We start from the raw sequence: 24,503 nt of genomic DNA, 5'->3' as shown, positions 1-24,503 counted from the left end.
CCGGCGTACGTTGTACGTCTTGGTCGTAAGTTTTTCGTGTTCGTGTCTCACATGCTCGCGCTGAACATCGTGCGGGCGCTTCTCTTGCCAGGCAAGCTGCAAGTCGCCTTCTGATTTCGACCCGGTCACCGTGACCGCGGCGGCCGATGCAACATCCAGCAGGAGAAAGTTATGGTTCAGGGCACCGTCAAGTGGTTCAACGCGGAGAAGGGCTACGGCTTCATCGCCCGCGAGGACGGCCCCGATGTGTTCGTTCACTACTCCGAGATCGAAGGCAACGGCTACCGCCAGCTCGAAGAGGGCCAGGCCGTGAGCTTCGAGATCACCGAAGGCAAGAAGGGCCCGCAGGCCGCGGCCGTTCGCGCACACTGAGATTTCCGGTCAGGCGCTGAAGCCTCCGCGTCGGCCGATTTCGTGAAATAACAAGGCCCGCACCGAAATACGGTGCGGGCCTTGTTCGTTTCGAGCCGAAAGCTCTGTCCTTCAGGGGGTTCGGGGGCGAAGCCCCTGAGACCTAGCGTCAGCGCCCTCTTTTCCCCTGTGGGGTCTGGGGCGGAGCCCCTGGAACCTCGCGTTAGCGGGGTGCCATGCGCAGCGCGCCATCCATGCGGATGGTCTCGCCGTTCAGGTAATCGTGCTCGGTGATGTACTGCGCCAGCTGCGCGTACTCGTCCGGCCGGCCCAGGCGCGACGGGAACGGAACGCCCGCCTCGAGGCCCTTGCGGTACTCCTCGGTCACGCCGGCGAGCATCGGGGTGTCGATGATGCCGGGGGCGATGGTGTTGACGCGGATGCCGAACTGCGCCAGGTCGCGCGCGGCCGGGATGGTCATGCCGGCGACGCCGCCCTTGGAGGCGGAGTAGGCGATCTGCCCGATCTGGCCCTCGAACGCCGCGACCGAGGCGGTGTTGATGACCACGCCGCGCGAGCCGTACTCGTCGACCGGCTCGGTCTTGGAGATCGCGTCCGCGGCCAGGCGCATGACGTTGAAGGTGCCCAGCAGGTTCACAGTGATGACCGTGCGGAACAGTTCCAGATCGTGCGGGCCGTTCTTGGACAGGATGCGTCCCGCCCAGCCCACGCCGGCGCAGTTGACCACGATGCGCAGCGGCACACCGGATTCCACGACCTGTGCGACCGCGGCGGCGACCTCGTCACCGGAGGTGACGTCGGTCGGGATCAGGGTGATCCCGGCCGGGACGCTGTCGCCCGCGCGCTCGATCGACTGGGCCAGGTCCAGGCCGAACACGGTGGCGCCGGCGTCGGCGAGGCGCTTGGCGGTGGCCGCGCCCAGGCCGGAAGCGCCTCCGGTGACAATGGCGGCAGATCCCGAAATCTCCACGGGGTGGTCCTCTCGAACGTGGACGGCCCTCTCACTGGCCTTCCGTCAATAGGCACCATAGTGGGGCGGTGTGGCCGCCTCGAGGGGGGCCGGGTATGTACGGGTTCGCGCCGTCCCTCCAGTTTGCGAACACGACTGTTCGCCGAGTGCTATCGTCACCTCATGAACGTCGGCCCAGCCCCACGTCAGCATCGTGGTTTCCGCCGCCGGGCCCCGCGCGTGGCAGGTCAGCGCATCCTGATCACCGGGGGAGCCCGCGGCATCGGCGCGGCCCTGGCCCGCCAGCTGCACGCCCACGGCGCCCGGGTGGCCCTGCTCGGCATCGAGGAGGCGCTGCTGGCCGAGGTCGCCGCCGAGTGCGGCGACGCCCCCTGGCGCTACTGCGACGTCGGCGATCCCGCACAGGTCGAGCGCGCGATCAACTCCCTCACCGCCGAACTCGGCGGCCTCGACGCGGTGGTCGCCAACGCCGGCATCGCCCGCCAGATGGCCCTGCTCGGCGGCGATCCCGAGGTGCTCGAACAGACCCTCACCGTCAACGTGCTCGGCCTCTACTACACCCTGCGCGCCGCGGGCCCGCATCTCGCGCACCGCGACGGCTACGTCCTGATCGTCACCTCGCTCGCCGCCGCGGTCCACCTACCCCTCGCCGGGGCGTACAGCGCCTCCAAGGCCGCGGTCGAGGCGCTGGGCAACACCCTGCGCATCGAACTGCGGCACACCGGCGCGAAGGTCGGCCTCGCCTACTTCGCCGAACTCGACACCGACATGACCAGTCGCGGCTTCGGAACCCATGCCGCGCACAGCATTCTGGGCCGCTCCACCGTCTCGGGCATCGCACCGCTCGGCCCGGCCATCGACGCGGTGGAACGCGCGCTGGCCCGGCGCACCCGCCGCGTGGTCTCACCCTCCTGGGTGCGCGTGGTGCTCGAGTTCCGCGGCATCGGCCAGCGGGTGATCGACTACGCTCTGCGCCACGGCGTCGCGTCCGGTCTCGACATAGCTCGCACCGAACAGGTCGGTTTCACCACCGAACAGCCCGCCCGACCGAGCAGAATGGGGAAGTTCGCCTGACCCGTCCCGGCCCAACGGAGTTCACCGCATGCCCGAATCGGCTGTCACCGCCCGCCAGCTGCCCCGCGGCCGCCACGGTCTGCCCCGGGAGATCGTGGTCGCCGCCCAGCGCGACCGGATCCTGCTGGCCATGGCCGAGGCGATGGCGGAGAACGGCTACGTCGGCACCCCGGTCGCCGCGGTCATCAAACGCGCGGGCGTGTCCCGCGAAACCTTCTACGAGCAGTTCCGTTCCAAGGAGGACTGTTTCGAGGCCGCCTACGAGCGCGCGGTGGAACTCATGCTCACCGGCATGCTCGCCGTCACCGGCCTCGAGATCGAGGGCGAGACCGAGACCGCCCGCATGGAACGCGTCCTCGGCGCCTACCTCGACGCCCTCTCCGCCGAACCCGCGTACGCCCGCCTGTTCCTGGTCGAGGTCTACGCCGTCGGTCCCGAGGCCATCGCCCGCCGCACCCAGCTCCAGGAGACCTTCGTCGCGATCGTCGCCGACATACTCGACGCCGACACCGAGCAGCAGCATTTCGCCTGCCAGACCCTGGTGGCCGCGCTGAGCGCGATGGTCACCAACCGCATCGCCGTCGGCGATCTGGAGGGCCTGCGCAATCTCCGTGAGCCCCTGATGGATCTGGTCCGCCGCAGCGGCGGGCTGTTCGGCACGATCCCGCTTACGGACGGAACATCCCCGGCGGAGTGAGCGCCCCCTGACGGGGCGAGCGCGCTCGCTCAGGCGTCCGAGAGCACCGTCTTGGTGCGGCCCGGCAGGTTCGTGGCCACCCAGCTGACGCCGAGATCGGCGCACAGCCGCACGTCCTCCGGTTCGTCGACGGTCCACACGTAGGTGGCGCGGCCCGCCGCGGCGGCCTTGTCCACCAGATCGGGATGTTCGCGCAGGGTCCGCACCGACGGCCCGATCGCGGTCGCGCCCACCGTGGTCGCGGCGCCGCCGGAGAGGTAGAGCGACGACTCGCCCAGCAGCACCGTCGGCAGCAGCGGCGCGGCCCGGCGGATGCGCCAGACCGCGGTCGCGGCGAAGGAGATCACCACCGCGCGGGAGTGATCGGCCGAGGCCGGCGCGGCGATGCCGTAGCGCTGCAACTCGTTCAGCAGCGTCGTCTCCACCTGCGCGCCGAAGCGCACCGGATGCTTGGTCTCGATGAAGAGCTTGGTCGGCCGGCTCTTCCAGTCCAGCACCAGCTCGATCAGCTGGGCCAGGGTCAGCACCGGGGACGGCTCCTCGGCGGTACCGAAATTCAGGGCCTCGAGCTCCTCGAGGGTCATCTCCGACACCGCGCCGACACCGTCGGAGGTGCGATCCACGGTCCGGTCGTGCACGCAGACCAGCTGACCGTCCTTGGTCAGCCGCACATCGCATTCGACGCCGTCGGCGCCCTCCTGCAGGGCGAGTTCGTATGCGGCGAGGGTGTGTTCGGGTCGCGCCGCCGACGCCCCCCGGTGCGCGACCACGAACGGCGCGCGACTGGCCCGGCTCACTTCGCCAATACCTCCTCATGCTCGGCGTCCGGCGCCCCCGTGGACTCCGGGCCGGTCGCCTCGTCCGCGGCGACTGCCCCATCATTGCCGACGGCGGTCGCGGGCGCCCGCCCGGCGGAACCCGGCACGCCCGGCTGCACCGGTTCGATGACCGGCGTGGCGGGTGTGGTCGCGATCAGCCAGCGGTGCGTGGTGAGCTCGCGCCCGCGCAGATCCCGCCCCGCGAAACCGCGCACCAGCCACAGCGTCAGCACGGCCATCCCGGCCGCGCACACGTTCGTCCACATGGTGATCAGGACCCCGTCGGCGCGCACCTGCAGCGAATCGGCGAAGCGGTACAGGATCGCGATCACCACCAGCAGGCCGTTGAGAACCCAAGCGCCCCACCAGATTCGCACGGTGCGCAGCAGGCGCGGCGTGTCGTCCCCGGTGGCGCCGAGCCGGACCATCTCGGTCAGGAAGACGCCCGGCCACACCAGATTCGCCCCGGGCACCAGGCAACCCGCGAGCAGTTCCGGCAGCGAGCGCGAATCCTCGCGTCCCGCAGCGGCATACAGTTTCGTCCGAGTGCGCCACAGCCAGCCGACGACCGCCACGGCCGTGACGAGCGCCACCACCATCGCCGCCACCGCCGCGACGATCACTGCGGCGTCGGATGTCCACAGCAGCCACGGCTCGATGAGCCGGCGGCGATTGCGCAGCAGAATCGCGTACCGGCCCAGTTCGGCCAGCGCGGCGACGCCGAAGACCACCGCGGTGGCGATCAGCAGGCGGGGCAGGCGCGCGACCAGCCGGTCGATCCGGTGCACCGGTTCCGCCGCGGCCTGCGGCGGCCGATCCTGCAGACCCCAGCGCGGAACCTGGGTGTAGCGCGGGGTTTCGAGACTCGCCGCGGTGCGGCGCGGTGCGCCGGTGGGCGGGGTCCGGCGGCCCGGCGGGCGGGCGACCCAGCGGTAGTTGCGCCGTTCGGGCGGGGCGTCGACCGGGGCGGGTGAGAGCAGCACACCGTGGCAGCGCGGGCACCAGTGCAGCGGTTTGCCCTGCACGGCCCAGCGCGCGCCACAGCGGGCGCACGGCTGCACGACCGCGGATCGCGGTTGGCCCACATTTCCCCCTGTCATCGCTCCATCATTCTGCGCCTAGTAGACCTTCGCCTCGTCACCGTCTCCGGTGAGCGGTCGTCCCGTCTGCTGCCAGGCAACCATGCCGCCGGTGACATTCGTGGCATCGAAACCGACATGCGTCAGATACTGCACAACCTGGATCGAGCGACCGCCCTGCCGGCAGATCACGTAGATCTCGGAGTCGTAGTCCAGTTCGTCCAGCCGGGCGGGCACGTCGACCATGGGGATGTGGATGGCGCCGGGTGCGTGGCCCAGACTCCATTCGTCGTCCTCGCGCACGTCCAGCAGCAGGGCCGGGGGCGGGGCGGCGTCGGCCCACGGCTCGGCGGCGTCGAATTCCGCTGGCACGGCATCGATCGGTACCGAGGGGACGTGGGAACTGGTCACGGTTTCGATCCTGCCACGGGTGCCGGGGAGCCGGGGAGTTCTCTCCCCTCGAACCGGCCTGCCGCATTCACATTCCGTGTGCACGGAACTCGCCGAACGCCACGAAACCGCCGGTCGGTTCCCATCGGTGGAAGCCCGTCGCCCACCCCGTTGCGGTGGGTCTGTGCATATCCCGCCTGTAGTTATCCACATAATCCACAGGCTGATCCACAGCCGGGCTGTGGATAACAGCGGTTACCCACAGGATGCGGGCCGGTCGGTCCCCGAAAAAACCGACAACACTACCAATAATCGGAAATCCTCTGACGGCCAACGCAAGATCGGTAGCCTGACGCTATGACTGTGAGCAGGGGGCTACTCGACGGCGTGGACATTTCCGGACTCAACACCGCTCTCTCCGAGGCGACCTGCCTCGGAGTGGAGGTCGACACGGCGGCGGCCGAGCTACGCCTGGAGCTCGACGTGCTGACCCTGCCCGCCGACGGCCCGCCGCCGGCGGGCTGCGACGTCTTCCTGACCCTGTCCGGGGTCACCCGGGTCGCGGCCTCCCTGCGCAGGCAGCGCTGGGACGACCTGGACCCGGTGGTGCTCCCGCTCGCGCTGGACGGACTGCACGACGCGGTCAGCAGCTTCGGCGGCGGCTCGCTGCACGGCTGGGAATTCTTCGACCTCGACGACGCCGCCTGGACACAGTGGCGCAAACTGCTCAGCTTCGACACCGTCCTGTCCGACCGGCCCGCCGCGCACATGCTCGAGTTCTCCCAGGAGGAGGGCATCGACCCCCGCGAACTCGACATGCGGGTGTGGTTCGACGGCATCGCCGTGCAGGACAAGGCGGGCCGGGAGATTCCGCTGGACGAGTTCGTCGCCGGCGGAGTGCGCTGGTGGCAGGCCCACGCCGCGGGCGACCCCCGCACCATGCGGCCGAATATCGTTCCGCCGCTGTAACTTCCGACCTCGCACCTCGAACGGGCCGCACCGGATCAGGCACCGGGCGGCCCTTGTCTGCGTTCTCTCCCCTCGCTCCCGCCCGAGTTGGGATCAGCCTGTGTCCATAGGTTGGGAAAACCGGGTAACCGCTGGAATGTGGGGGCACGCGGCCCGGTTGCACGGGAGCGGGTGTACGAATGATGGTTGGGTGCGCCGCGGCATGGGCCGAGGGCACACAGCTCCGACACTGAGCATTGAGGAAGGGACATCGTGGCCGAGTACACGCTGCCAGAACTGGATTACGACTACAGCGCCCTGGAGCCGTTCATCTCCGGGCAGATCAACGAGATCCACCACACCAAGCACCACGCGGCCTACGTCGCGGGCGCCAACGCCGCCGTCGAGAAGCTGGAAGCCGCCCGTGAGTCCGGTGACCACGCGGCCATCTTCCTGAACGAGAAGAACCTGGCCTTCCACCTGGGCGGCCACGTCAACCACTCCATCTGGTGGAAGAGCCTGTCCAAGGACGGCGGCGACAAGCCGGTCGGCGACCTGGGCGCTGCGATCGACGACCAGTTCGGCTCGTTCGACAAGTTCGTCGCGCAGTTCTCCGCCGCCGCCAATGGCCTGCAGGGCTCGGGCTGGGCCTGGCTGGGCTACGACACCCTGGCCGGCAAGCTGCTGACCTTCCAGCTGACCGACCAGCAGGGCAACGTGCCGCTCGGCATCATCCCGCTGCTCGGCCTGGACATGTGGGAGCACGCCTTCTACCTGCAGTACAAGAACGTCAAGGCCGACTACGTCAAGGCGTTCTGGAACGTCGTGAACTGGGAAGAGGTGCAGGACCGCTTCGGTCGCGCCGTCAACCAGGGCAAGGGCCTGATCTTCGGCTGAGCAGCCCGTCGCAACGCGTAGCGGGAGCGAATTCCGCGACGCGCCCGGCGCAGCGACCCGCGAACCGACCCCGGTTCGCGGGTCTTCTGCTTTTTCCGGTCCCTGACCGGCGCGATGTTCGCCGACCTGCCCGTCTGCTAGCACTCTTTGGTACTTGTGTGCCAGTCCGATTTCGGGGCATTCTCTGAATCCACAACCAGGACGGGCAGGGCCGCCCCCGCATTTCCGCACTTCGGGAGGGCGTGATGAGCGAACAGATCGGCGTGTTGCCGTTTCAGTCGCGTGGGTCGCTACGCGGATTCGTGATTTCGGGCCGATGGCCGGATTCGACCAAGGAATGGGCCCAGGTGCTGGTCCTGGCGGTGCGGGTGGCCAGCCTGCCCGGACTGCTGCCGACCACCACCGTGTTCGGGGCCCGCGAGGAACTTCCCGAGGATCCGGACCCGGGCATGGTCGGGCTGGTCATCGCCGAGGGCACCGTGCTCGGGCAAGAAGCGCTGCTGCCGGGGCGGTTTGCCCAGCATGTGCCGCCCGCGCTGATCATGCTGCACCCACCGCGCGAAACCCGCCCGTCGCTGCCCGAATGCACCGGCGCCGCCTCGGGCTGCCTGCTGCTTCCGGGCCTGCCGCATCTGGGATTGGAACATCGCGCGGCGTGGGTGGAAACCGACACCGACGGCACGGTCACCTCCATGGTGAGCCGGGTCGGGGTCGACCCGATCAGTGATCCCGACACCGCGGTTCTGGCCATGCTGCTGGCCGCGTGAGGGTACCCGAAACCACTCGGCAGTGTTCCCAAACTTATTGCGCGCATTGCGATTTCAGCGATAGATGTTTGCCTCCATCGGGTCTGTCGGGGTAAAGTCTCCGACAGCGAAGGGGAGTAGCCCCCAATCGCGTAGTCGACATACTGATCCCCCGCGGGTCCGGCTGCGTGAACCGTCAGCGCCTCGAACGGCGACCGGTGGGCGAGACCTTCGGCCGACGAGAACCAAACCGAAACACGGTGCGGCGTCGGCTGAAGCGCCCCCGCATCTTCAGCCGACAGGCCGGAAACCCTGGGAGCTGATGTGATCACCACGATTTTGCTGACATTCGGCGTGCTGTTCCTCGCCGAACTCGGCGACAAATCACAGCTGATGGCCCTGACCTTTGCCCTGCGCTACCGCTGGTGGGTGGTGCTGAGCGCGATCACCGTGGCCAGCGTGCTGGTGAACCTGATCGCTGTCGGCGTCGGCCACTTCCTCGGCGCGGCCCTGCCGACCGACCTCATCTCCCTGTTCGCGGCGGCGATTCTGATAGCCGTCGGCCTGTGGACGCTGCGCGAGACCCTGCCCGGCGCGGACGACGGCGACGAGACGCCCGACACCCCGCACTCGTCCTCCCGCTCGGCCTTCTTCGTGGTCCTGTCCGCGTTCCTACTGGCCGAGCTGGGCGACCGCACGATGTTCGCGACCGTGGCCCTGGCCACCAACAACGGCTGGGTCGCGGTCTGGATCGGCTCGGTCCTGGGCATGGTGGCCGCGGGCGGCCTGGCCATCCTCGTCGGCGTCACCGTGGGCAAGCACGTCCCCGAACGCACGATCGCCGTCTGCTCGGGCCTGCTGTTCCTCTACTTCGGCGCGACCACCCTGCTCGGGACCCTCGCCCCTGATCTGGCGACACCCGCGATGCTCGCCACCGGCACCCTGCTCCCGCTGGCCGCGGGCGCGGTCCTGCTCCTGCTCCGTCGCCGCGCAGCCGCCCGCACCGCGATCGACGAAGAGCCGACCGTCCGCACCTGACCTGCCCGACCCGGTCCGGCGGCAGACCGCGTGCACGCCCGGAATGCCCGGTGGGTCGCGAGCCGGGTTCCGCCGGTCCGCCGCCGGCCGTCCCGCGAACCACGGGCAAGCTCGTTCCGCGCGGCAAACAGGCAGGTCAAAGCAAGGAAACAAACGTCGCCCTGCTACTGTTCCGCGTCATGGGTAAGAGCAAGCGCAACAGTCCCAAGCCGGACAGCAACCGGGCGCAGAAGCTGGCCGCGCGCCGGGCCGAGCAGGAGCAGGCTTCGCAGGTCGTCACGCGGCCGTTCGCGGGGCTGGCCGCGGAGTGCGACCTGGTCGCGCTACGGGAATTCGTGCCGTCGGCTACCGCCACGCTGAAGCTGTCGCCGGGCGTCGCGGCCGAGCGCGAGGTCACCCTCGCGACCGTGCTGCCGGGTGCGGTTGCCGCACTGGTGCGGGCGGGCGACGAGCCGATCGGTTTCGTCGGCACGCAGGTGCAGTTCCAGTCGGACAACCCGGCGAGCGATCTGGCCACCGCGATCCTGTGGACCCAGTCCGCGGAGCCGGGCGAGTCGCTGGCCGCCGCGAGCGTGGACGGCGCGCCGACACTGGCCGACGTTCTGGATCCCGGTGCCGCACTGGACCTCACGGTGCACCAGGACTTCAACTGGTGGGTGCCCGAGGGCGTCACCCCGGACCAGCAGGTGGCCGCGACCATCGAGCAGGCCAATCAGGCCATCATGCCGTCGGCGCGCCTGAACCTGGGCGCGGACGCGATCGGCGCGGCCTGGTGGGTCGACGCGGGCGAGAAGGCGCATCTGCGCTGGGTGCGGCCCGAGGACGAGGATCAGCTCATGCTGGCGCTGGCGCGGCTGCACGCGGCCGGCGAACTGCATCTGGGCGAGGATTCCCGCTTCGCGGGCTCGTTCCGCACGCACGGCCTGCTGGTGCCGGTGTTCGACCTGGATCCCGAGAAGCACGCCACCGAGTGGGAAGCCGGCGCCCGCGCGTTCGGCGCCCGCCTGTCCGCGGCGCTCGCCAACACCGAACCCCTCACCTCGGATGAGCGCCGCTCCCGCGACGGCCTGCGCTCGCGCCAGGTGACGCTGCGCTGATCAGCCCCGCGTCCGCGCCCCCATCCGGGCGCTGAGCGGGCGATCTCCGGGCCGTTTGCCGGTCGGTTGCGACCACCGGTGAACGGCCCGAAATTTTTACCGGAAGAATTTTTGAAAAAACACTATTTCGGTCGCTGAACTCGAGTTACGTTCTCTTCGCCCCCGAACACCGGGGAGCCACCCCGGAAACTCGGGGCAAACCTGATGAGGAGAACACCATGGACGCAATTCTCGGTCTGCTCAAGGGCCTTTTCAGCAGCCTGTCTGCGAAGTAGGAATGCTGCTGTAGTGCAACAGAAAAGGCCCGGTCCAGCGCAAGGGACCGGGCCTTTCCTATTCGAGAACTAAATGGAGCCGCCCGCGGCCGACGGCGCACCGGAGGCATCCGGCGGCGAGCTCAGTTCGCGCGCGACGAAATTCTCGAGGTCGAACATATTGGCGCTGGCCCGGTCGGCGACCGTGAGCAGCGTATTCATATGCGCGACTTCCTCGACCTGCTCCTTGAGGAACCACTGCATGAACTGTTCGCCCAGGTAATCGCCTTCTTCCCGGGCGGTGCTGGCGAGCTGGATGATCTGGTCGGTGACCGTCTTCTCCTGCGCCAGCGCCAGCGCGATCGGCTCGCGCGCGTTCTCGAACTGCGACTTGGCGGCGTCGACGCTGGCGAAGTCGACGGTCATGTCGCGATCGAGCAGGTAGCGCACGATCATCATCGCGTGATTGCGCTCTTCGATGGCCTGCTTGTAGAAGTGCTTGGCCAGCACGGGCAGATCCGCATTGTCGAACCACACCGCGATCGCGATGTACTGGTGTTCGGCATTGAATTCGTTGCGGATCTGGTCGTGCAGCAAACCGTGGAACTTGCTGCGCTTGGTTTGGATTTGGCTCGACATGGCGACGACATTAGCCCTGGTCAGAGCGCGTGTCATCCAAGTGCAGCCTTATTGAGCACAGCCTAAATGAGGCAAGTATTGCCTAATTTCGCTAATTGCCGACGGTCGTGATGAGGTCCGCCGGAATGGGCTCGTCCTGGGCGATGGCTTCGAAGAACCTGCTGGCCCGGGCCTTATCCCAGAGCAGCACGTTGCCCACGTCGGTGTCGTCGAACCCACTGATCGGCACCGTCGTCGCGACCGGCTCGCCCGCCAGCGCGCGGCCCAAAGACGCCAAATTCCATACGTGATCGCTCGTGTCGACCTTCAATGCCTTCGTCAAGCCCTGTATCAGCGGCCACGACCGGAACGGGTTGATCAGCGTGCCCGGGCTGGCCGCCTTCTTCAGCAGCGCGCTGAGGAACTTGCGCTGATTCAGCATGCGATCCAGGTCCGCGCGCGGCGTGGCGCGGGTGCGCACGAAGCCCAGCGCCTCGGCGCCGTTCAGCGTCTGACAGCCGGCGGGCAGGCTCAGCCCCGCCAGCGGATCCTCGATGGCGTCGTCCAGGCACATCTCGATCCCGCCGACGGCGTCCACGATGTCGGCGAAGCCGCCGAAACCGATCTGCGCGTAGTGGTCGATGCGGATCCCGGTCGCCCCCTCCACCGTCTCGACCAGCAGCGTCGGCCCGCCGAAGGAGAACGCGGAGTTGAGCTTGTCCTTGCCGTAGCCCGGAATGGTGACGTACGAGTCGCGCGGCAGGCTGACCAGCGTCGGCTCACCGGATTCCGGCACGTGCACCAGGATGATCGTGTCGGTCCGCTCGGAGCCGACCTCACCGCCGGTCGCGAGTTCGGATTCCTGTTCCGTCGTCAGACCGGAACGACTGTCCGAACCCACCAGCAGCCAGTTCGTCCCGGGCGTGTTGGTGGGTCGCCCGGTGTAGTTGGTGAGCGCGTCGATGCGGGCCAAGTGGTTCTCGACGTAGAACCCGACGCCGATCGGCAGCAGCAGGATCACCAGCAGCAACGCCAGAATCCAACGGCCCCAGTGTCGTTTGCGCCGGGGCGGGGGCGCGCTCGCGCCGCCGCCGCGCCGCCGGGTCGGGCGCGCGGGCGGCGGGGGAGTGCCCCGATCGTCGTCCCGGTACGGCTCGGGGCGCTGGGTCGGCGCGTGCGAACTCGCGCGCGCGGGTCGCCGCTGCGCGGGGGCCGCTTCCTCGGCCTGCTCGTAGCGCCGGGTCTGCTGGGGCTGTGCCGCGCGCGGATCCCGTTGTCCGGAACCGGCGTTGCGCTGCCCCGGAGCGGCGACGCGATCGGCCGGGCCCGCGCCGCGCGGGCCGGCCGCGCCACCGCGCTGACCCGGGCCGCCCGGCGCCTGCCCGGGATTGCGCGGCGCGTTCGGGTTCCGCTGCGGTGGAACCGGATTGCGCGGCGGCTGATTCCGGGGCGGCGGCTGCTGCGGGCGCCCGTACGGCGGCTGCTGCCGTGGGTCGTGCTGCCCGCCCCACCCCTGTTTCGGGGTCGGCTCGCCGCGCTGCATGCGCCTGTCGCGATCAGCGGGTGGGTGCGCGCTCGGGGGTTGCCCGTGGGATGCTCCGGGGCGCTGCGGGCGAGCCGGGGGCTGCGCCGGGCGTCCCGGCGGCGGCTCCCGGCGCATCCGTGCAAACTGCTGGGGGTCGTCGCCGTTCATTACCCACGACTCTACGTATCGAACCGCCCGAACGGTTCATCTCGGGTGCATCTCTTGTGCACATCATGGCAGCCAGGAGACGTGATCGCGCAGTAACGCGTACCCGATATAGGCCACCGTATCGATGAGCGCGTGGGCCAGCAGCAACGGCCAGAGTCGGTTCGTCCGTTGCCAATACCGGCCGAAGATCAGACCCATGACGACGTTGCCGATGCCGCCGCCGATCCCCTGATACAGGTGATAGCTGCCGCGCAGGAGAGCCGACGCGATCAGTGACCGATTCTCGCTCCAGCCGAGTGCCCGCAGCCGGGTGATCAGAAACGCGACGACCAGAATCTCCTCGGCGGCCGAGTTGGCCCAGGCGTTCAGCACCAGCATGGGCACTCGCCACCAGTACTGCAGCGAGCCCGGCACGATGGTGACGCTCACCCCGAGCGCGTGCGCGGTCAAATACAGTCCGAGCCCGGGTATTCCGATGATCGCGGCCAGCGCCAGCCCGGGCAGCACGTCCGCCCGCCAGCGCAGGCGCCGCGCCAGTCCGATGGCCGCGGGCCCGATTCCGCTGCGCCACAACAGGTAGAGCCCGAGCGCCGCCCAGGCCAGCAGTCGCGTGGCGCTCAGCAGCTGGAACAGCAGGTCGATGGTGGACTGCGTGGCGCGCGAGGGGTTCAGGGCCACCGTCTGCCCGCCGACGCCGCCGGGGGAGAGCGCGCTCTCGATCAGGGAGAGCGCGGCGGAGGCCCCGCTCAGTCCGAACGTGACGGCCAGCACCACCGCGATCTCGAGGCGGATGGCCCGCCGCTCGGCGTCGGTCTCGGCGACCGGGTACTTCCGGGGTGGGGTGTCGGCGGCCGCGCTCATGCGGTCAATCTATGCGCTCAGATGCGATGCAGCCCGCCTCGAAACGGGTTGGCGGCCAGGGCCTGCACCGCGCGGCTGAGCGATTCGACGTCGTCGGCGGGTGCGGCGAAGGGCAGCCGGATGTCGTGGTCGGACTCGGTGCCCTCCACGCGCAGGGTGACCCCGTAGCGGTCGATGGCCAGCGGGTGCACGAGCGCGCCGCGGCGCAGGCCGGGCGGCAGGTGCCGGGCGAGCCGGTCGATGACGTCGGCGTGGTCGGCGTGCAGGTGCTGCAGCCAGGCCGCTTCCATGCCGACGAACGGGTCGGGCCGGGTGTGCCGGAGTTCTTCGCGGCCAACCGAATCCGCGCCGGTGGTGTCGGCGACGACGGCGGAGTCCACGACCAGGCGCAGCAGGCTGGCGGTGTGGCCGACGTCGAGCAGGGACGGGTGCGGGTGGTCCTCGGCGACGGCGGAGGCCAGGGCGCGCTGGGCGTTGGCGGGGACGGTGTGCACCCAGCCGCGCAGCCAGACCAGGGCGCGCACGGGTTCGCGCAGCGGCAGCGGGGCGTGGTCGGTGAGTTCGAGGACGGCGGGGGAGCCGGTGGTGCCGCTGCCGACGACGAGCTGGGCGGCGACCGAGTAGGTAGGGACCGCGATCACGATGTCGCCGCACTGGCGCAGCAGGTGGACGGAGGTGGGTACCGGGTCGAGGCCGGGCAGCGCCAGTACCGCGCTGTCGGCGTGCGCGCAGGCGCTGTGCACACGCTCAGCGGTAGTGGGGGCGACGACCGGGGCCGTTCGGGGCATACAACACCTCCGGAATGGAATTAGGTAAACCTAAGCTAAGTCAGAGTGTGATCTTCCGCAACCCTTGCCCTCGCCTACCGTGAAACCGTGCCCCACGATTCGCATCCCGCGCCCGAGCCGGTCCCCCTGCAATTGAGCTTTCCGGCCAAGCCCGGCGGACAGGGCCTGACCGACGGCCTGGTCCGGGCGGTCACCGCCGCTCCCGGCGCCACGCCGGTGCTCGACCTGGCCGCCGACGACGAAGCCGTCTCGGAGTTCCTGGTGCGGATCGCGCACGGCGACAGCGGTTTCGTCGCCCGCACCGACTCCGGCGAGCGCGCCCTGGCCATCGTCGCCGCCACCGTCGCGGCCCTGTGCGGCGACGACATCCGCCGTGCGCTGCGGCGTCCGGACGTCGCGTTCCTGCGGGGTCTGAAGGGCCCGGCCGTCGAGGCGCTGCGCGACATCCTGCTCGCCGTCGAGACCACCGACCCCGAGAGCGTGCGCGCCGCCCTCGCGATCCTCGCCGACTGAGCGCACAGAATCCCCGATCCCGACCGCCCCCACGGCCCGCCGAAAACCGCCCCGGGCGTGGCAAAGCGTTCAGGTCGAGGCAAACCGTGGGAGCCCCGCGCGGGCACAAGTAATCTCGTAGTCGTGCCGCGCATCGCCTACTTCGGGCCGTCGGGAACTTTCACCGAGATGGCCCTCGCCAAACTGGAGTCCACCGGAACGTTCGGCGGGCCGGTCGAGCGTGTCCCCGCGCCGAGCCAGGGCGCGGCCATCGAACTGGTGCGCGCCGGCGAGGCCGAGGGCGCGGTGGTGCCCATCGAGAGCTCGGTCGAGGGTTCCATCGCCCCGACCCTGGACGCGCTGGCCCTGGGGCCGCGCCTGCAGATCATCGCCGAAACCGAACTGGACGTGGCCTTCACGATCGTCGGCAGGCCGGGCCTGTCGCTGGGCGAGGTTCGCACCGTCGCCGCCTACCCCGTCGCGGCGGCGCAGGTGCGGATCTGGCTGGCGCACCGGATGCCGGCCGCCACGCTCTACACCTCCGCCTCCAACGCGGCCGCCGCCGAGGACGTCGCGGCCGGGCACGCCGACGCCGCGGTCTCGACCGCGCTCGCGGGTGAGCGCCTCGGCCTGGCCACCCTGGCGTCCGGCGTCGCCGACCACGATCAGGCCGTCACCCGGTTCGTGCTGGTCGCGCCGCCGCGGCCCGCGCCCGCGCGCACCGGCCGCGATCGCACCTCGCTCGTGCTGGAGCTGGCCAACGAGCCGGGTTCGCTCATGCGCGCGTTCGCCGAATTCGCCACGCGCGGCATCGATCTGACGCGTATCGAATCGCGGCCGACCCGCACCGGCATGGGCACCTACCGCTTCTACCTCGACTGCGTCGGGCACGTCGACGACGCGGCTGTGGCCGAGGCCCTGAAGGCGTTGCACCGCACCGCGGCTCGGATCCGCTACCTCGGTTCCTGGCCCGCGACCTCGGCGACCGGCACCCCGCCGCCTGCCGACGAACCGGCGGCGGCCTGGCTGGCCGATCTGAAGAAGGGGGTGGCCGACCTGTGACCGGCAAACTGATCCTGGTCCGGCACGGGGAGACCGAGGGCAATGTCGGCAAGATCCTCGACACCCGGCTACCGGGCCTTCCTCTCACCGAACGCGGTGCGGGACAGGCGAAGACGTTCGGGTCGGGCCTGCTGGTCCCGCCGCAGCGGTTGTTCTCCTCCGAGGCCCTGCGCGCTCGCCAGACCGGCGGCTACATCGAGGCCGCCACGGGCGTGTCCCTTGAGGTGCTCGCGGATCTGCAGGAGGTGCAGCTCGGCGACCTGGAGGGTCAGAACACCCGCGCGGCGCACGAGGCGTTCCAGGACGTCTACCACGCATGGCATTTCGGCGATCTGAGCGTCCGGGTCCCCGGCGGCGAGTCCGGCCGCGACGTCCTGGACCGGTACGTGCCCACCCTGGAACGCCTCCGCGAGACCTACCTGACCGACCCCGAGGCCCCCGACCTGATCGTGGTCAGCCACGGCGCCGCGATGCGCCTGGTCTCCCGCGAACTGACCGGCGTCCCCCGCCAGTTCGCCGCGAACAACCACCTGGACAACACCGAGACGATCGAGCTCCTCCCCGTCCCCGGCGGCTGGGACTGCACCCGCTGGGGCAGCTACCTCCCACCCTTCGCCGGCGACACCGCCCCCACCGGCGACGACCCGATGGGCTGAGCCGCCCGCCGCGCAGCGAAACACCGATCGGCGGTTTCATCGGACCCTCTCCACCGGTGCGATCGGGGACTTCTCGAGCCGAGAAACGCCACTCCCACTGACATGTGCGGGAAAGTGTGTGTGGAGCACCGATATTCACGCCGTGTGCTCAACAGGAGATTGGACGCCCGCGATTTCTGGACGATGTCTCGTGGCGCGCGAGGACGGTGAATCCGCAGAACGGCGAATGCGTGGCCGCGCCGGCTCGGTGTGCACACTCGGGCCGCGAAGTGAAAGAAGTATGGCGCCGGTCGAGCCTGTCGACTGTGGCGCGCCGATGCCGGTGAGCGGCTGCCGGGCCGGACGCGTCAGGCCGTGGGCCGGCGCAGCGGAAAATCCGCGCGCAGGGGGAGCGCGTTGATCAGATCTTGCAGCGCGGTGCGGAAGCGGGCGGGGGTCGCGCCGGTCAGGGCGGTCCATTTCGTGCCGTCGTCGGCGCGGGTCGCGGTCGCCAGCAGGCGGCCGTGCCGGGTGTCGAAGACGGCGACGTGGTTGTCGGTGACCTCGCGGGCGGCGTCGGCGTAGACGACGGCGACTATCTCGGCGTGGGAGTGCACCTGGATCAGGGCCGCGGCAAGGGTTTTCGCGTCGCGGGGCGGATTGCCGACGGCGGCGAGCCGGGTCGCGGTGGCGGTGACATCGGTGGCGGCGGCGTCGAAGATGGGCGCCAGGTCCGCGGTGGGGGCGTTCATGCCCTCGATCACCAGCGGGTCGGCGGGGCCGAGGGCCGCCATGATCGTGCCCGGAAGGTCGTGTCCCGCTGCGTCGATGACGTACGAGTGCGGCCCGCGCAGCGCCACCACGTCGATGTCGTCGCCCTTGGCCAGGCACAGTCGATTGACCTGCTCGCCCACGTACCAGCGCAGCGCAACCACCGAGTGCGGACGGTGCAGCACCCGCAGCCGTTCGGCCAGCTCGGGATGAATCTCGGTGCCGTCCAGCAGTTCTCGCTCGGCGAGCGACACCGCGGCGGCCGCCATGGCCGCGTCGTGATCGGCGGCGTTGTCGTAGCGGCCCACGGCGTCGAGCACCACGGGCAACTCGTCGATCCCCAATGCCTCCAGCAGGTACTGCATGTCGTCGAGCGAGAGCGTCACCGCCCCCAGCAGCGACGGCCCCCGCCCCGCGCCGAGCACACTCACCTCGCGTCGCCCGGCTCGCCGCCGATCACCGCGGGCACCAACGCGTCGCCGTCGGAGAACGGCCGCTCGGACCGCCCGAATCCCTTGCCGCCGTGCGCCTCGTCCTCGTCCCGCGCGGCCTGATTGCCGAGCAGCGGGTGGGCTCCGGGGCCCTGGCGCACCGGCGCGGCCGTCGCGTTCCCCGCTCCCGCGCCGGGCACCGGTTCGGCCACCGGCGCCACCGGCGCGACCGGCCCCGCACCACCACCGATACCGACGCCCGCACCCCAGCCCTCGGGCAATCGCAGTGTGCCGCCGCCGTTTCCGATGCTCACCCCGCCACCGCCACCGGCGATCCCCGCCGCGCGGGTGCTCGCCGCCCCGCCGGCCGCCACCGCCGCCGCGCCCAGCCCGGCCGCGATCCCCGGATTCGCACCGGGCACGGCCTGCGCCACCCCGTTCCCGACGGCGGTGATCGCCGTCTCCGCCACAGTGCCCGCGGTGGTCGCGACCCCGGTGACCACGGTCCCCGCGACCTGCGCGGCCTGCGAAACCGCGCTCAGCACACCGGGATTGTTCGCGAACGCCGCCGCCGCGCCGAGCGCCGCCTGCACCGGACTCGTCCCGTCCCCGAACGCGTTCGCCGCCGCACCGGCTTCGGCCGACCCCGCGCCCGTGGCGATCGGCGGCGGTGCGAAGAACTCGCCCGGCGTCGTGACCAGCGTGGTCGTGGCGAACTCGTAGGTCTCCATGACCAGCGCGGCCCGGATGTCCAGGGCGAGCTTGGCCGCCTCGGCCGCCTCGGCGGTGCCGTTGAGCGCGCCGCCGGTCGAATGTGCCGCCACCCGAGCCGCTTCCACGAGCGCGATCTCGGGCAGGCTCGGCATGACCAGCGAGGCCACGGTGTACGCGGTGGCATTGGCGGCGGTCTTGGCGGCCATGACGCCCGCCATCACCGTCTGCTGTTCCGCCCACACGGTGAACCCGGTGAGCCGCCCCAGCACGTTGATGCCGTTCAGACCCTGCAGCCCGACCCCGACCTCGGCCATGACCCGGGCCACGGTGGTGGTGGCGTCGACCCATCCGGCGGCCAGCGCGCCCCACGCGGTACTGGCCGCGACGATCGGAACCGCGTGTGCCCCCGCGTTCAGCGACAGCGAATTGAGTTCGGCCATCCGGGGCAGCCAGAAGACGCCCGTGATCCCCAGTGTCATGTCGGAACCCCCTACACCGGAATCGCGGCGATCCCGGCCGCGCGCACCGCGTCCTGGATCAGATACTGGGCGAGCTGGCTGCGCAGCGTGGCGGCGGCGTGGTGTAGTTCGAGAACAGCCTGGGCGGTTGCTCGATCGTGGCTCAGGGCCGCCTGATTGAAGTGCGCGGCCGCCAGGAAGGACACTTCCTCGGTGCCGGAGGGCAGGACGTGGGTGGCCGGCGCGGTGGTGGCGGACAGCGCCGCGAGTCGCTCCGCGAGTAGATCCAGCTCCAGCGCAGCCGCGAGAACGACCTCGGGTTGTACGAGGACATGGCCAACCATGATCGAGCCCCCTTCACGAGTCTCTTCCCGGATATGAGATTGGACGCGCGGGTTAGCTGATCGGTTCCCCCGGAGCTGTCAGCCCCATCCCAGCTGATGCAGGCGGTCGTCGTCAATCCCGAAGTAGTGCGCGATCTCGTGTATCACCGTCACGGCCACCTCGTCGACCACCTCCGCTTCGCTGTCGCACATCTCCAGGAGCGCTTCGCGGTAGATGGTGATGGTGTCTGGTAATGCGCCCCCGTAGTGGCTGAAGTCCCGTTCGGTGAGGGCGATGCCGTGGTACAGCCCGAGCAGATGCGGGTCCTCGTCGCTGCGCGGTTCTATGAGAACCACCACGTTGTCGATGGCCTGCGCCAATTCGGCCGGAATCAGGTCGAGTGCGTCGCCGACGAGCTCCTCGAAGCGCTCGTCGGACATGGAGACCGCCATTGCTATCCGTTCTGCGCGTGCTCGGCGTGGTTCCCGGCGACCGCGGGCCACCCGCGCGCGGATTCACACCGCGCGGGTGGCCTGCGAATCATCGCGGCTGCGGAATGACCGGCGGCGCGGCGCCGGGCAGCGGCTGCGGGGTGGAGCGCCCGTTGTTCGGCGGCGGCACCGGTGCCTGCCCGTCGACGAGGATGTCCCCGCGCGCGGAGCCGGTGATGGTCGCGAAGCCCTCCTGATCGGCGCCCTTGCCGATCATGCAGTTCAGGCCGCGGCTGCCCGCGAGCCAGCTGCGGGTGTCGAGGAAATCCCAGAACAGCGTGAGCGTCTTGTTGCGCAACGCGTCGGGCGCGCCGAGGTAGTCGGTGGAGTCCCGCGCGCACTGCTCTTCCATGAACTTGTCCTGCTCGTCCTTGGACGGCGGGCCCGCGGTGAAGCGCGGGGCGAGATCCACGGTCGAGACGATCTCGAAGGCGTGCGGCTGCGCGCAGGCGACGGGATCGGTGGGCAGGTTGCGGGCGATGCCGATGCAGGTGCCCACGTCGTACACCTTGGACTGGCTGGTGGTGCGCACGCTGCCGCTGATGGGATGGGTGGCGGTGCCGGAACTGCCCGCGACCTGCAGGCCGCAGCGCAGCGTGCGCTCGCCCGCCTTCCAGCCGGCCTCGCCCGGGTTGATCAGGCCGACCACGAATTTGCCGCGCGGATCGAACTTTCCGCCGAGGTAGCTCTGGGCGGCGCTGACACAGTGCTCGTCGCGCAGTTCGGAGAACCGCAGCGAGTCGGGGAAGCGCGACCCGTCGCCGAATTCCTTGCCGGGGTATTTGCTCAGGTCGACGTCGGCCGTGACCTCGAACAGGTGCTTGCTGTCGCACTCGACCTTCACCAGGTCGCTGGCGTTGGGTTTGGTCCAGCTCAGGCAATCGCCCTGGGTGGCGGTGCCGAACGCCGCGCCCGCCACCGCGCCGGTGGGCTGTGCCCCGCCGGGGGTGTGCGCCTCGACCCGGCTGGAGTCGAACCCGGAGACGAACAGGGTGATGAGCGCCGCCGCCACCGCGCCGACCGCGACGGCGAGCAGGCCGTAGCGCAGGGTCGGCGCCGACAGCGGACTGTCGTTGTCGAACCTGCGGCGCACGGCGTTCAGCGGTCCGAGCAGCGCCGATGTGCCCGAGCTCTTGGCCCGGGGCATCTGTGCGCGCTTAGGCGGCGGAGGCAACTGTTCGTCTGACATCGCCAACCATCATTGCAGTGATCGCCGCCCGGCGCCGCTACCGTTCGGACTTCGCACCCCCCGATTCGAGCGGATCCGGTCCGCGGCGCCGTGCGGTCCGGGCATCCGCATCCGCGCTCACCGGCCGCGGGCCGCTCGTGCGCGCCGTGCTCGCGGGCCACGAACACGGCCGGGCCGGAGACGCGAGCACGGCTCGAACACGACCCGCCGAAACCGCGAACACCACTCGGGCCGGGGGACGTCGCCCCCGGCCCGATGTTTCCCGTGGAACCGCCCGCGAGCGGCAACCCGCCTACGCGTAGATCAGATCTGCGGCCTTCTCACCGATCAGCACCGCCGGCGCGTGCGTGTGCCCGCGCGTGATGACCGGCATGACCGAGGTGTCCGCGATGCGCAGTCCCTCGAACCCCCGCACCCGCAGCTGCGGGTCGACCACCCCGTCCGGCCCGGTGCTCATGCGGCAGGTGCCGACCGGGTGGTACAGCGTGTGCGCGTGATCCTCGAGGCAGCGCCGCAGCACCTCCTCCATCGGGGTGTCCGCGGGCACGCCCGGCTGCATGATCTCCCCGATGTGTTCCTTCAGCGCGGGCTGGCTCGCCAGGTTCGCGCAGATCCGCAGCCCCGCGAGCAGCGCCGCGCGATCGTCGGCCTCGGTGCAGTAGCGCGGGTTGATGCGCGGCGCGGTGAACGGGTCCGCCGAGGCCAGGGTGATGCTGCCGAACGAGGTCGGCTTGAGCAGCACGGCCGCGAAGGTGATGGCGTGCCCGTCCGGTTCGGCCAGGCCCTCGCCGATGTACGGCGCGGGCGCGAAGATCAGTTCGAGGTCCGGCAGCGGGAGTTCGTCACGGCTGCGCACGAATCCGTACGCCTCGCCGACGTTCGAGGTGAGCTGTCCGCGCCGGCGCAGCAGGTAGTTGGCCAGCTCGGGGATGCTCTTGTCCGCGCCGAACAGGCTGCCGCCGCGGGTGCGGTAGACGATGGGCGCGGCCAGGTGATCGCGGAGTCCCTGCCCGACCTCCGGGGTGTGCCTGCGCACCTCGATGCCGTGGTTCTGCAGCTGATCGGCGTCGCCGATGCCCGAGAGCATGAGGAGGTGCGGGGTATTGATCGCGCCGCCGGACAGCACCACTTCGCGATTGGCGCGCAGCTGCTTGACCTCGTCCCCGACCCGGTATTCGACGCCGACCGCGCGGTTGCCCTCGAACAGGATCTGGGTGACGTGCGCGTCGGTGACGACGGTGAGGTCGCGCCGCCGCTGCTGGGCCGGGCGGATGTACGCGTCGGCGGTGCTCCAGCGCGCGCCGCGCTTCTGGCTGACCATGGTCTGCGTGAAGCCTTGCGGCTCATCGAGATTGGCCGCCTCCACCGAGTATCCGGCCTGCGTCACGGCCTGCAGGAAGTCGCCGGTGAGTCCGCGCGGGCTGCGCTGGGCCGAAATGTGCAGCGGCCCTTCGGCGCCCGGTTCGGCGACCCCGTCCAGGGTCTCCATGCGCTGGAAGTACGGAAGTACCTGCTGGAAGGACCATTCGGGTCCGGCGTGGCTCGCCCATTCGTCGTAGTCGGCGGCGAATCCGCGCACCCACATCATGGCGTTCATGGAGGAGGAGCCGCCGAGCATCTTGCCGCGCGGCCAGTACACCTGCCGGTTGCTCAGGTCGGGCTGCGGTTCGGTGCGGTAGTTCCAGTCGTTGGGGCCCTGGAAGAGCTTGGAGAACCCCGCGGGGATCCGAATGAATTTGTCCTTGTCCTCGCTTCCGGCTTCGAGGACGGCGACACTGACTCCGGCCCGGTCGCTGAGCCGTGCGGCGACGGCCGCTCCGGCCGACCCGGCGCCGACGACGATGAAATCGACTGAGCTCGGCATGTATTGGGGCATTCAGACTCCTCAGGAGAGACCGCAGAGATGGCGCCGGGCGCGGCGGCGAGCCACGGCACGGGGGTGGAACGGCCGGTCGCGGCGCGCGGCTGCGCCCGGACAGGCGGGTGGAGTGTTCGAGACACGATCGCGGGCGCTGCTGCGCTGCCGGGCGTGTCCATGGCCCCCACTATGGGCGGACGGGCGCGTACTGGCCAGCGAAACCGCGAATCCGGTGCGATCGCCGGGCGCCGGTGACCCGAATCCGTACCCGCGCGGGGGATCCGGCGGCCGTGCGCGCGGGGGCCGGACCTACGGGAAAAGGGGTGGCCCCCGCCCACTAGGCTGTTTCGCATGATCGACCTTCGATTCCTGCGGGAGAACCCGGACGTGGTCCGCGCGTCGCAGCGGGCTCGTGGTGAGGACCCGGCCCTGGTGGATGCCCTGCTCGCGGCCGATACCGCGCGGCGTGCGGCGGTGGCGAACGCCGACGGTCTGCGGGCCGAGCACAAGGCGCACGGCAAGAAGGTCGGCAAGGCGTCTCCGGAGGATCGGCCCGCCCTGCTCGCCCGCGGCCAGGAGCTGTCGGCGCAGGTCAAGGCCGCCGAGGTGGCGGAGAAGGACGCCGATGTCGTGCTCGACGCCGCCCAGCGCGCGCTGTCGAACGTGGTGCAGGAGGGTGCGCCGGCCGGCGGCGAGGACGATTACGTCGTGCTCGATCACATCGGGACCCCGCGGGAGTTCGATTTCGAGCCCAAGGATCACCTGGAGCTGGGTGAGTCGCTCGGCCTGATCGATATGGAACGCGGCGCGAAGGTGTCGGGCGCGCGCTTCTACTTCCTCACCGGTTACGGCGCGCTGCTGCAGCTCGGCCTGTTGCAGCTGGCCGCCCAGCGCGCGACCGCCAACGGTTTCACCATGATGATCCCGCCGGTGCTGGTGCGCCCGGAGGTCATGGCGGGCACGGGCTTCCTGGGTCAGCACGCCGCGGAGGTCTACCACCTGGAGGAGGACGACCTGTACCTGGTCGGCACCTCGGAGGTGCCGCTGGCCGGGTACCACTCGGGCGAGATCCTGGATCTGAGCGGTGGCGCCAAGCGCTACGCGGGCTGGTCGTCGTGTTTCCGCCGCGAGGCGGGCAGCTACGGCAAGGACACCCGCGGCATCATTCGCGTACACCAGTTCGACAAGGTCGAGATGTTCGTCTACACCACCCCGGACGAGGCCGATGCCGAGCATCGCCGCCTGCTGGCGTGGGAGCAGGAGATGCTGGCCGCCATCGAGGTGCCCTACCGGGTGATCGATGTGGCGGCCGGTGATCTGGGCAGTTCGGCCGCGCGCAAGTTCGACTGCGAGGCGTGGGTGCCGACCCAGCAGACCTACCGCGAGCTGACCTCGACCTCGAATTGCACGACGTTCCAGGGCCGCCGCCTGAATGTCCGCTATCGCGACGAGAACAACAAACCGCAGACCGCCGCGACCCTGAACGGCACACTGGCGACCACCCGCTGGATTGTCGCGCTGCTGGAAAACCATCAGCAGGCCGACGGTTCGGTCCGCGTCCCCACGGCCCTGGTCCCGTTCGTCGGCACCGAGGTTTTGAAGCCGATTCGCTGAAAGCGGTCACCGGCCGAAGCGAAGCGGAGGCAAAAATCAAAGGACCGTTTAGGCTGGGCGTCGTGCGAGGAATCGGGTCTCGCGGCGATACCCGAACGCGGGTGCGGGCGGCTTCGGCGCTGGC

Annotated in this window: 26 protein-coding genes; 12 read left to right on the top strand and 14 right to left on the bottom strand. The window is 70.1% G+C overall.

The features are described from left to right. Positions 1–171: 171 nt before the first annotated feature. On the top strand, positions 172–372 hold the full coding sequence (locus ACWIGI_RS03490; RefSeq protein WP_326312678.1) for a cold-shock protein: 201 nt from the start codon (positions 172–174) through the stop codon (positions 370–372). 202 nt (positions 373–574) lie between these two features. Here the strand turns inward: ACWIGI_RS03490 and ACWIGI_RS03485 are convergent, their stop codons facing one another. Then, positions 575–1,342, bottom strand: a complete 768-nt coding sequence (locus ACWIGI_RS03485; RefSeq protein ID WP_454200756.1) for an SDR family NAD(P)-dependent oxidoreductase — start codon at positions 1,340–1,342, stop codon at positions 575–577. 162 nt (positions 1,343–1,504) lie between these two features. On the opposite strand from ACWIGI_RS03485, the gene ACWIGI_RS03480 reads away from it, so the two are divergent. Both ACWIGI_RS03480 and ACWIGI_RS03475 read left to right on the top strand, forming a co-directional pair. Beyond that, the gene (locus ACWIGI_RS03480; protein ID WP_454200755.1) at positions 1,505–2,416 is read left to right on the top strand and encodes an SDR family NAD(P)-dependent oxidoreductase; all 912 of its coding nucleotides are present in this window, start codon (positions 1,505–1,507) and stop codon (positions 2,414–2,416) included. Positions 2,417–2,444: 28 nt separating this feature from the next. Then, positions 2,445–3,113 (top strand): TetR/AcrR family transcriptional regulator, encoded by a 669-nt coding sequence (locus ACWIGI_RS03475; protein ID WP_454200754.1) that lies wholly within the window; start codon positions 2,445–2,447, stop codon positions 3,111–3,113. A gap of 29 nt (positions 3,114–3,142) precedes the next feature. Here the strand turns inward: ACWIGI_RS03475 and ACWIGI_RS03470 are convergent, their stop codons facing one another. From ACWIGI_RS03470 to ACWIGI_RS03460, 3 genes are read right to left on the bottom strand one after another with little or no spacing between them, the layout of a single operon-like run. Next, positions 3,143–3,910 carry a glycerophosphodiester phosphodiesterase gene (locus ACWIGI_RS03470; protein ID WP_454200753.1) on the bottom strand — a complete coding sequence of 256 codons (768 nt, stop codon included), beginning with the start codon at positions 3,908–3,910 and terminating at the stop codon, positions 3,143–3,145. After that, complete coding sequence (locus ACWIGI_RS03465) at positions 3,907–5,031, bottom strand: DUF4328 domain-containing protein (protein WP_454200752.1); 1,125 nt, start codon at positions 5,029–5,031, stop codon at positions 3,907–3,909. Before ACWIGI_RS03465 ends, ACWIGI_RS03470 begins: the two co-directional genes overlap by 4 nt. Before the next feature lie 18 nt (positions 5,032–5,049). Further along, on the bottom strand, positions 5,050–5,421 hold the full coding sequence (locus ACWIGI_RS03460; RefSeq protein WP_454200751.1) for a rhodanese-like domain-containing protein: 372 nt from the start codon (positions 5,419–5,421) through the stop codon (positions 5,050–5,052). A gap of 336 nt (positions 5,422–5,757) precedes the next feature. On the opposite strand from ACWIGI_RS03460, the gene ACWIGI_RS03455 reads away from it, so the two are divergent. The 5 genes from ACWIGI_RS03455 (at position 5,758) to ACWIGI_RS03435 (ending at position 10,126) form a co-directional block, all read left to right on the top strand. Continuing rightward, the gene (locus tag ACWIGI_RS03455) at positions 5,758–6,369 is read left to right on the top strand and encodes a hypothetical protein (protein WP_454200750.1); all 612 of its coding nucleotides are present in this window, start codon (positions 5,758–5,760) and stop codon (positions 6,367–6,369) included. A 252-nt stretch (positions 6,370–6,621) separates the two neighbouring features. Next, a complete protein-coding gene (locus tag ACWIGI_RS03450; protein WP_354988159.1) occupies positions 6,622–7,245 on the top strand; it encodes a superoxide dismutase in 624 nt (207 codons plus the stop codon). Between the two features lie 245 nt (positions 7,246–7,490). Then, positions 7,491–8,012, top strand: a complete 522-nt coding sequence (locus ACWIGI_RS03445) for a peptidase (protein WP_454200749.1) — start codon at positions 7,491–7,493, stop codon at positions 8,010–8,012. Between the two features lie 303 nt (positions 8,013–8,315). Beyond that, entirely contained in the window at positions 8,316–9,029 is a 714-nt protein-coding gene (locus tag ACWIGI_RS03440) for a TMEM165/GDT1 family protein (RefSeq protein ID WP_454200748.1), read from the top strand. Positions 9,030–9,208: 179 nt separating this feature from the next. Then, positions 9,209–10,126 carry a DUF5926 family protein gene (locus ACWIGI_RS03435; protein WP_454200747.1) on the top strand — a complete coding sequence of 306 codons (918 nt, stop codon included), beginning with the start codon at positions 9,209–9,211 and terminating at the stop codon, positions 10,124–10,126. Positions 10,127–10,470: 344 nt separating this feature from the next. Here the strand turns inward: ACWIGI_RS03435 and ACWIGI_RS03430 are convergent, their stop codons facing one another. The 4 genes from ACWIGI_RS03430 to ACWIGI_RS03415 all read right to left on the bottom strand — a co-directional run bounded on the left by ACWIGI_RS03430 (position 10,471) and on the right by ACWIGI_RS03415 (position 14,340). Further along, positions 10,471–11,019 carry a ferritin gene (locus tag ACWIGI_RS03430; protein ID WP_454201016.1) on the bottom strand — a complete coding sequence of 183 codons (549 nt, stop codon included), beginning with the start codon at positions 11,017–11,019 and terminating at the stop codon, positions 10,471–10,473. A gap of 91 nt (positions 11,020–11,110) precedes the next feature. Then, on the bottom strand, positions 11,111–12,541 hold the full coding sequence (locus ACWIGI_RS03425; RefSeq protein WP_454200746.1) for an LCP family glycopolymer transferase: 1,431 nt from the start codon (positions 12,539–12,541) through the stop codon (positions 11,111–11,113). Positions 12,542–12,754: 213 nt separating this feature from the next. Beyond that, positions 12,755–13,552 carry a CPBP family intramembrane glutamic endopeptidase gene (locus ACWIGI_RS03420; protein WP_454200745.1) on the bottom strand — a complete coding sequence of 266 codons (798 nt, stop codon included), beginning with the start codon at positions 13,550–13,552 and terminating at the stop codon, positions 12,755–12,757. Positions 13,553–13,569: 17 nt separating this feature from the next. After that, positions 13,570–14,340, bottom strand: coding sequence for a DUF2470 domain-containing protein (locus ACWIGI_RS03415; protein ID WP_454200744.1), 771 nt, complete (start codon positions 14,338–14,340; stop codon positions 13,570–13,572). 87 nt (positions 14,341–14,427) lie between these two features. Between ACWIGI_RS03415 and ACWIGI_RS03410 the strand changes: the two genes are divergently transcribed. From ACWIGI_RS03410 to ACWIGI_RS03400, 3 genes are all read left to right on the top strand, one after another. After that, positions 14,428–14,853 carry a hypothetical protein gene (locus ACWIGI_RS03410; RefSeq protein ID WP_454200743.1) on the top strand — a complete coding sequence of 142 codons (426 nt, stop codon included), beginning with the start codon at positions 14,428–14,430 and terminating at the stop codon, positions 14,851–14,853. A 123-nt stretch (positions 14,854–14,976) separates the two neighbouring features. After that, positions 14,977–15,894 (top strand): prephenate dehydratase, encoded by a 918-nt coding sequence (gene pheA / locus ACWIGI_RS03405; RefSeq protein WP_454200742.1) that lies wholly within the window; start codon positions 14,977–14,979, stop codon positions 15,892–15,894. Continuing rightward, entirely contained in the window at positions 15,891–16,550 is a 660-nt protein-coding gene (locus tag ACWIGI_RS03400; protein ID WP_454200741.1) for a histidine phosphatase family protein, read from the top strand. Before pheA ends, ACWIGI_RS03400 begins: the two co-directional genes overlap by 4 nt. Before the next feature lie 347 nt (positions 16,551–16,897). Here ACWIGI_RS03400 and ACWIGI_RS03395 read toward each other — a convergent pair whose 3' ends face one another. From ACWIGI_RS03395 to ACWIGI_RS03370, 6 genes are all read right to left on the bottom strand, one after another. After that, complete coding sequence (locus ACWIGI_RS03395; protein WP_454200740.1) at positions 16,898–17,731, bottom strand: ESX secretion-associated protein EspG; 834 nt, start codon at positions 17,729–17,731, stop codon at positions 16,898–16,900. Beyond that, positions 17,728–18,924 (bottom strand): PPE domain-containing protein, encoded by a 1,197-nt coding sequence (locus ACWIGI_RS03390; protein ID WP_454200739.1) that lies wholly within the window; start codon positions 18,922–18,924, stop codon positions 17,728–17,730. The genes ACWIGI_RS03395 and ACWIGI_RS03390 overlap by 4 nt, the downstream gene beginning before the upstream one ends. Positions 18,925–18,935: 11 nt before the next feature. Further along, a complete protein-coding gene (locus ACWIGI_RS03385) occupies positions 18,936–19,247 on the bottom strand; it encodes a PE family protein (RefSeq protein WP_454200738.1) in 312 nt (103 codons plus the stop codon). Positions 19,248–19,325: 78 nt separating this feature from the next. Beyond that, positions 19,326–19,679, bottom strand: a complete 354-nt coding sequence (locus tag ACWIGI_RS03380; RefSeq protein ID WP_454200737.1) for a metallopeptidase family protein — start codon at positions 19,677–19,679, stop codon at positions 19,326–19,328. Positions 19,680–19,767: 88 nt separating this feature from the next. Continuing rightward, positions 19,768–20,907, bottom strand: coding sequence for a septum formation family protein (locus ACWIGI_RS03375; RefSeq protein WP_454200736.1), 1,140 nt, complete (start codon positions 20,905–20,907; stop codon positions 19,768–19,770). A gap of 292 nt (positions 20,908–21,199) precedes the next feature. Further along, the gene (locus ACWIGI_RS03370; RefSeq protein WP_454200735.1) at positions 21,200–22,783 is read right to left on the bottom strand and encodes a GMC family oxidoreductase; all 1,584 of its coding nucleotides are present in this window, start codon (positions 22,781–22,783) and stop codon (positions 21,200–21,202) included. A 333-nt stretch (positions 22,784–23,116) separates the two neighbouring features. Between ACWIGI_RS03370 and serS the strand changes: the two genes are divergently transcribed. Then, positions 23,117–24,379 (top strand): serine--tRNA ligase, encoded by a 1,263-nt coding sequence (gene serS / locus ACWIGI_RS03365; RefSeq protein WP_454200734.1) that lies wholly within the window; start codon positions 23,117–23,119, stop codon positions 24,377–24,379. Positions 24,380–24,503: the final 124 nt, after the last annotated feature.

Source organism: Nocardia sp. NPDC055321, assembly GCF_053645575.1.
The sequence above is the reverse complement of the archived record's forward strand: the minus strand, read 5'-3'. Positions and strand labels throughout refer to the sequence as shown.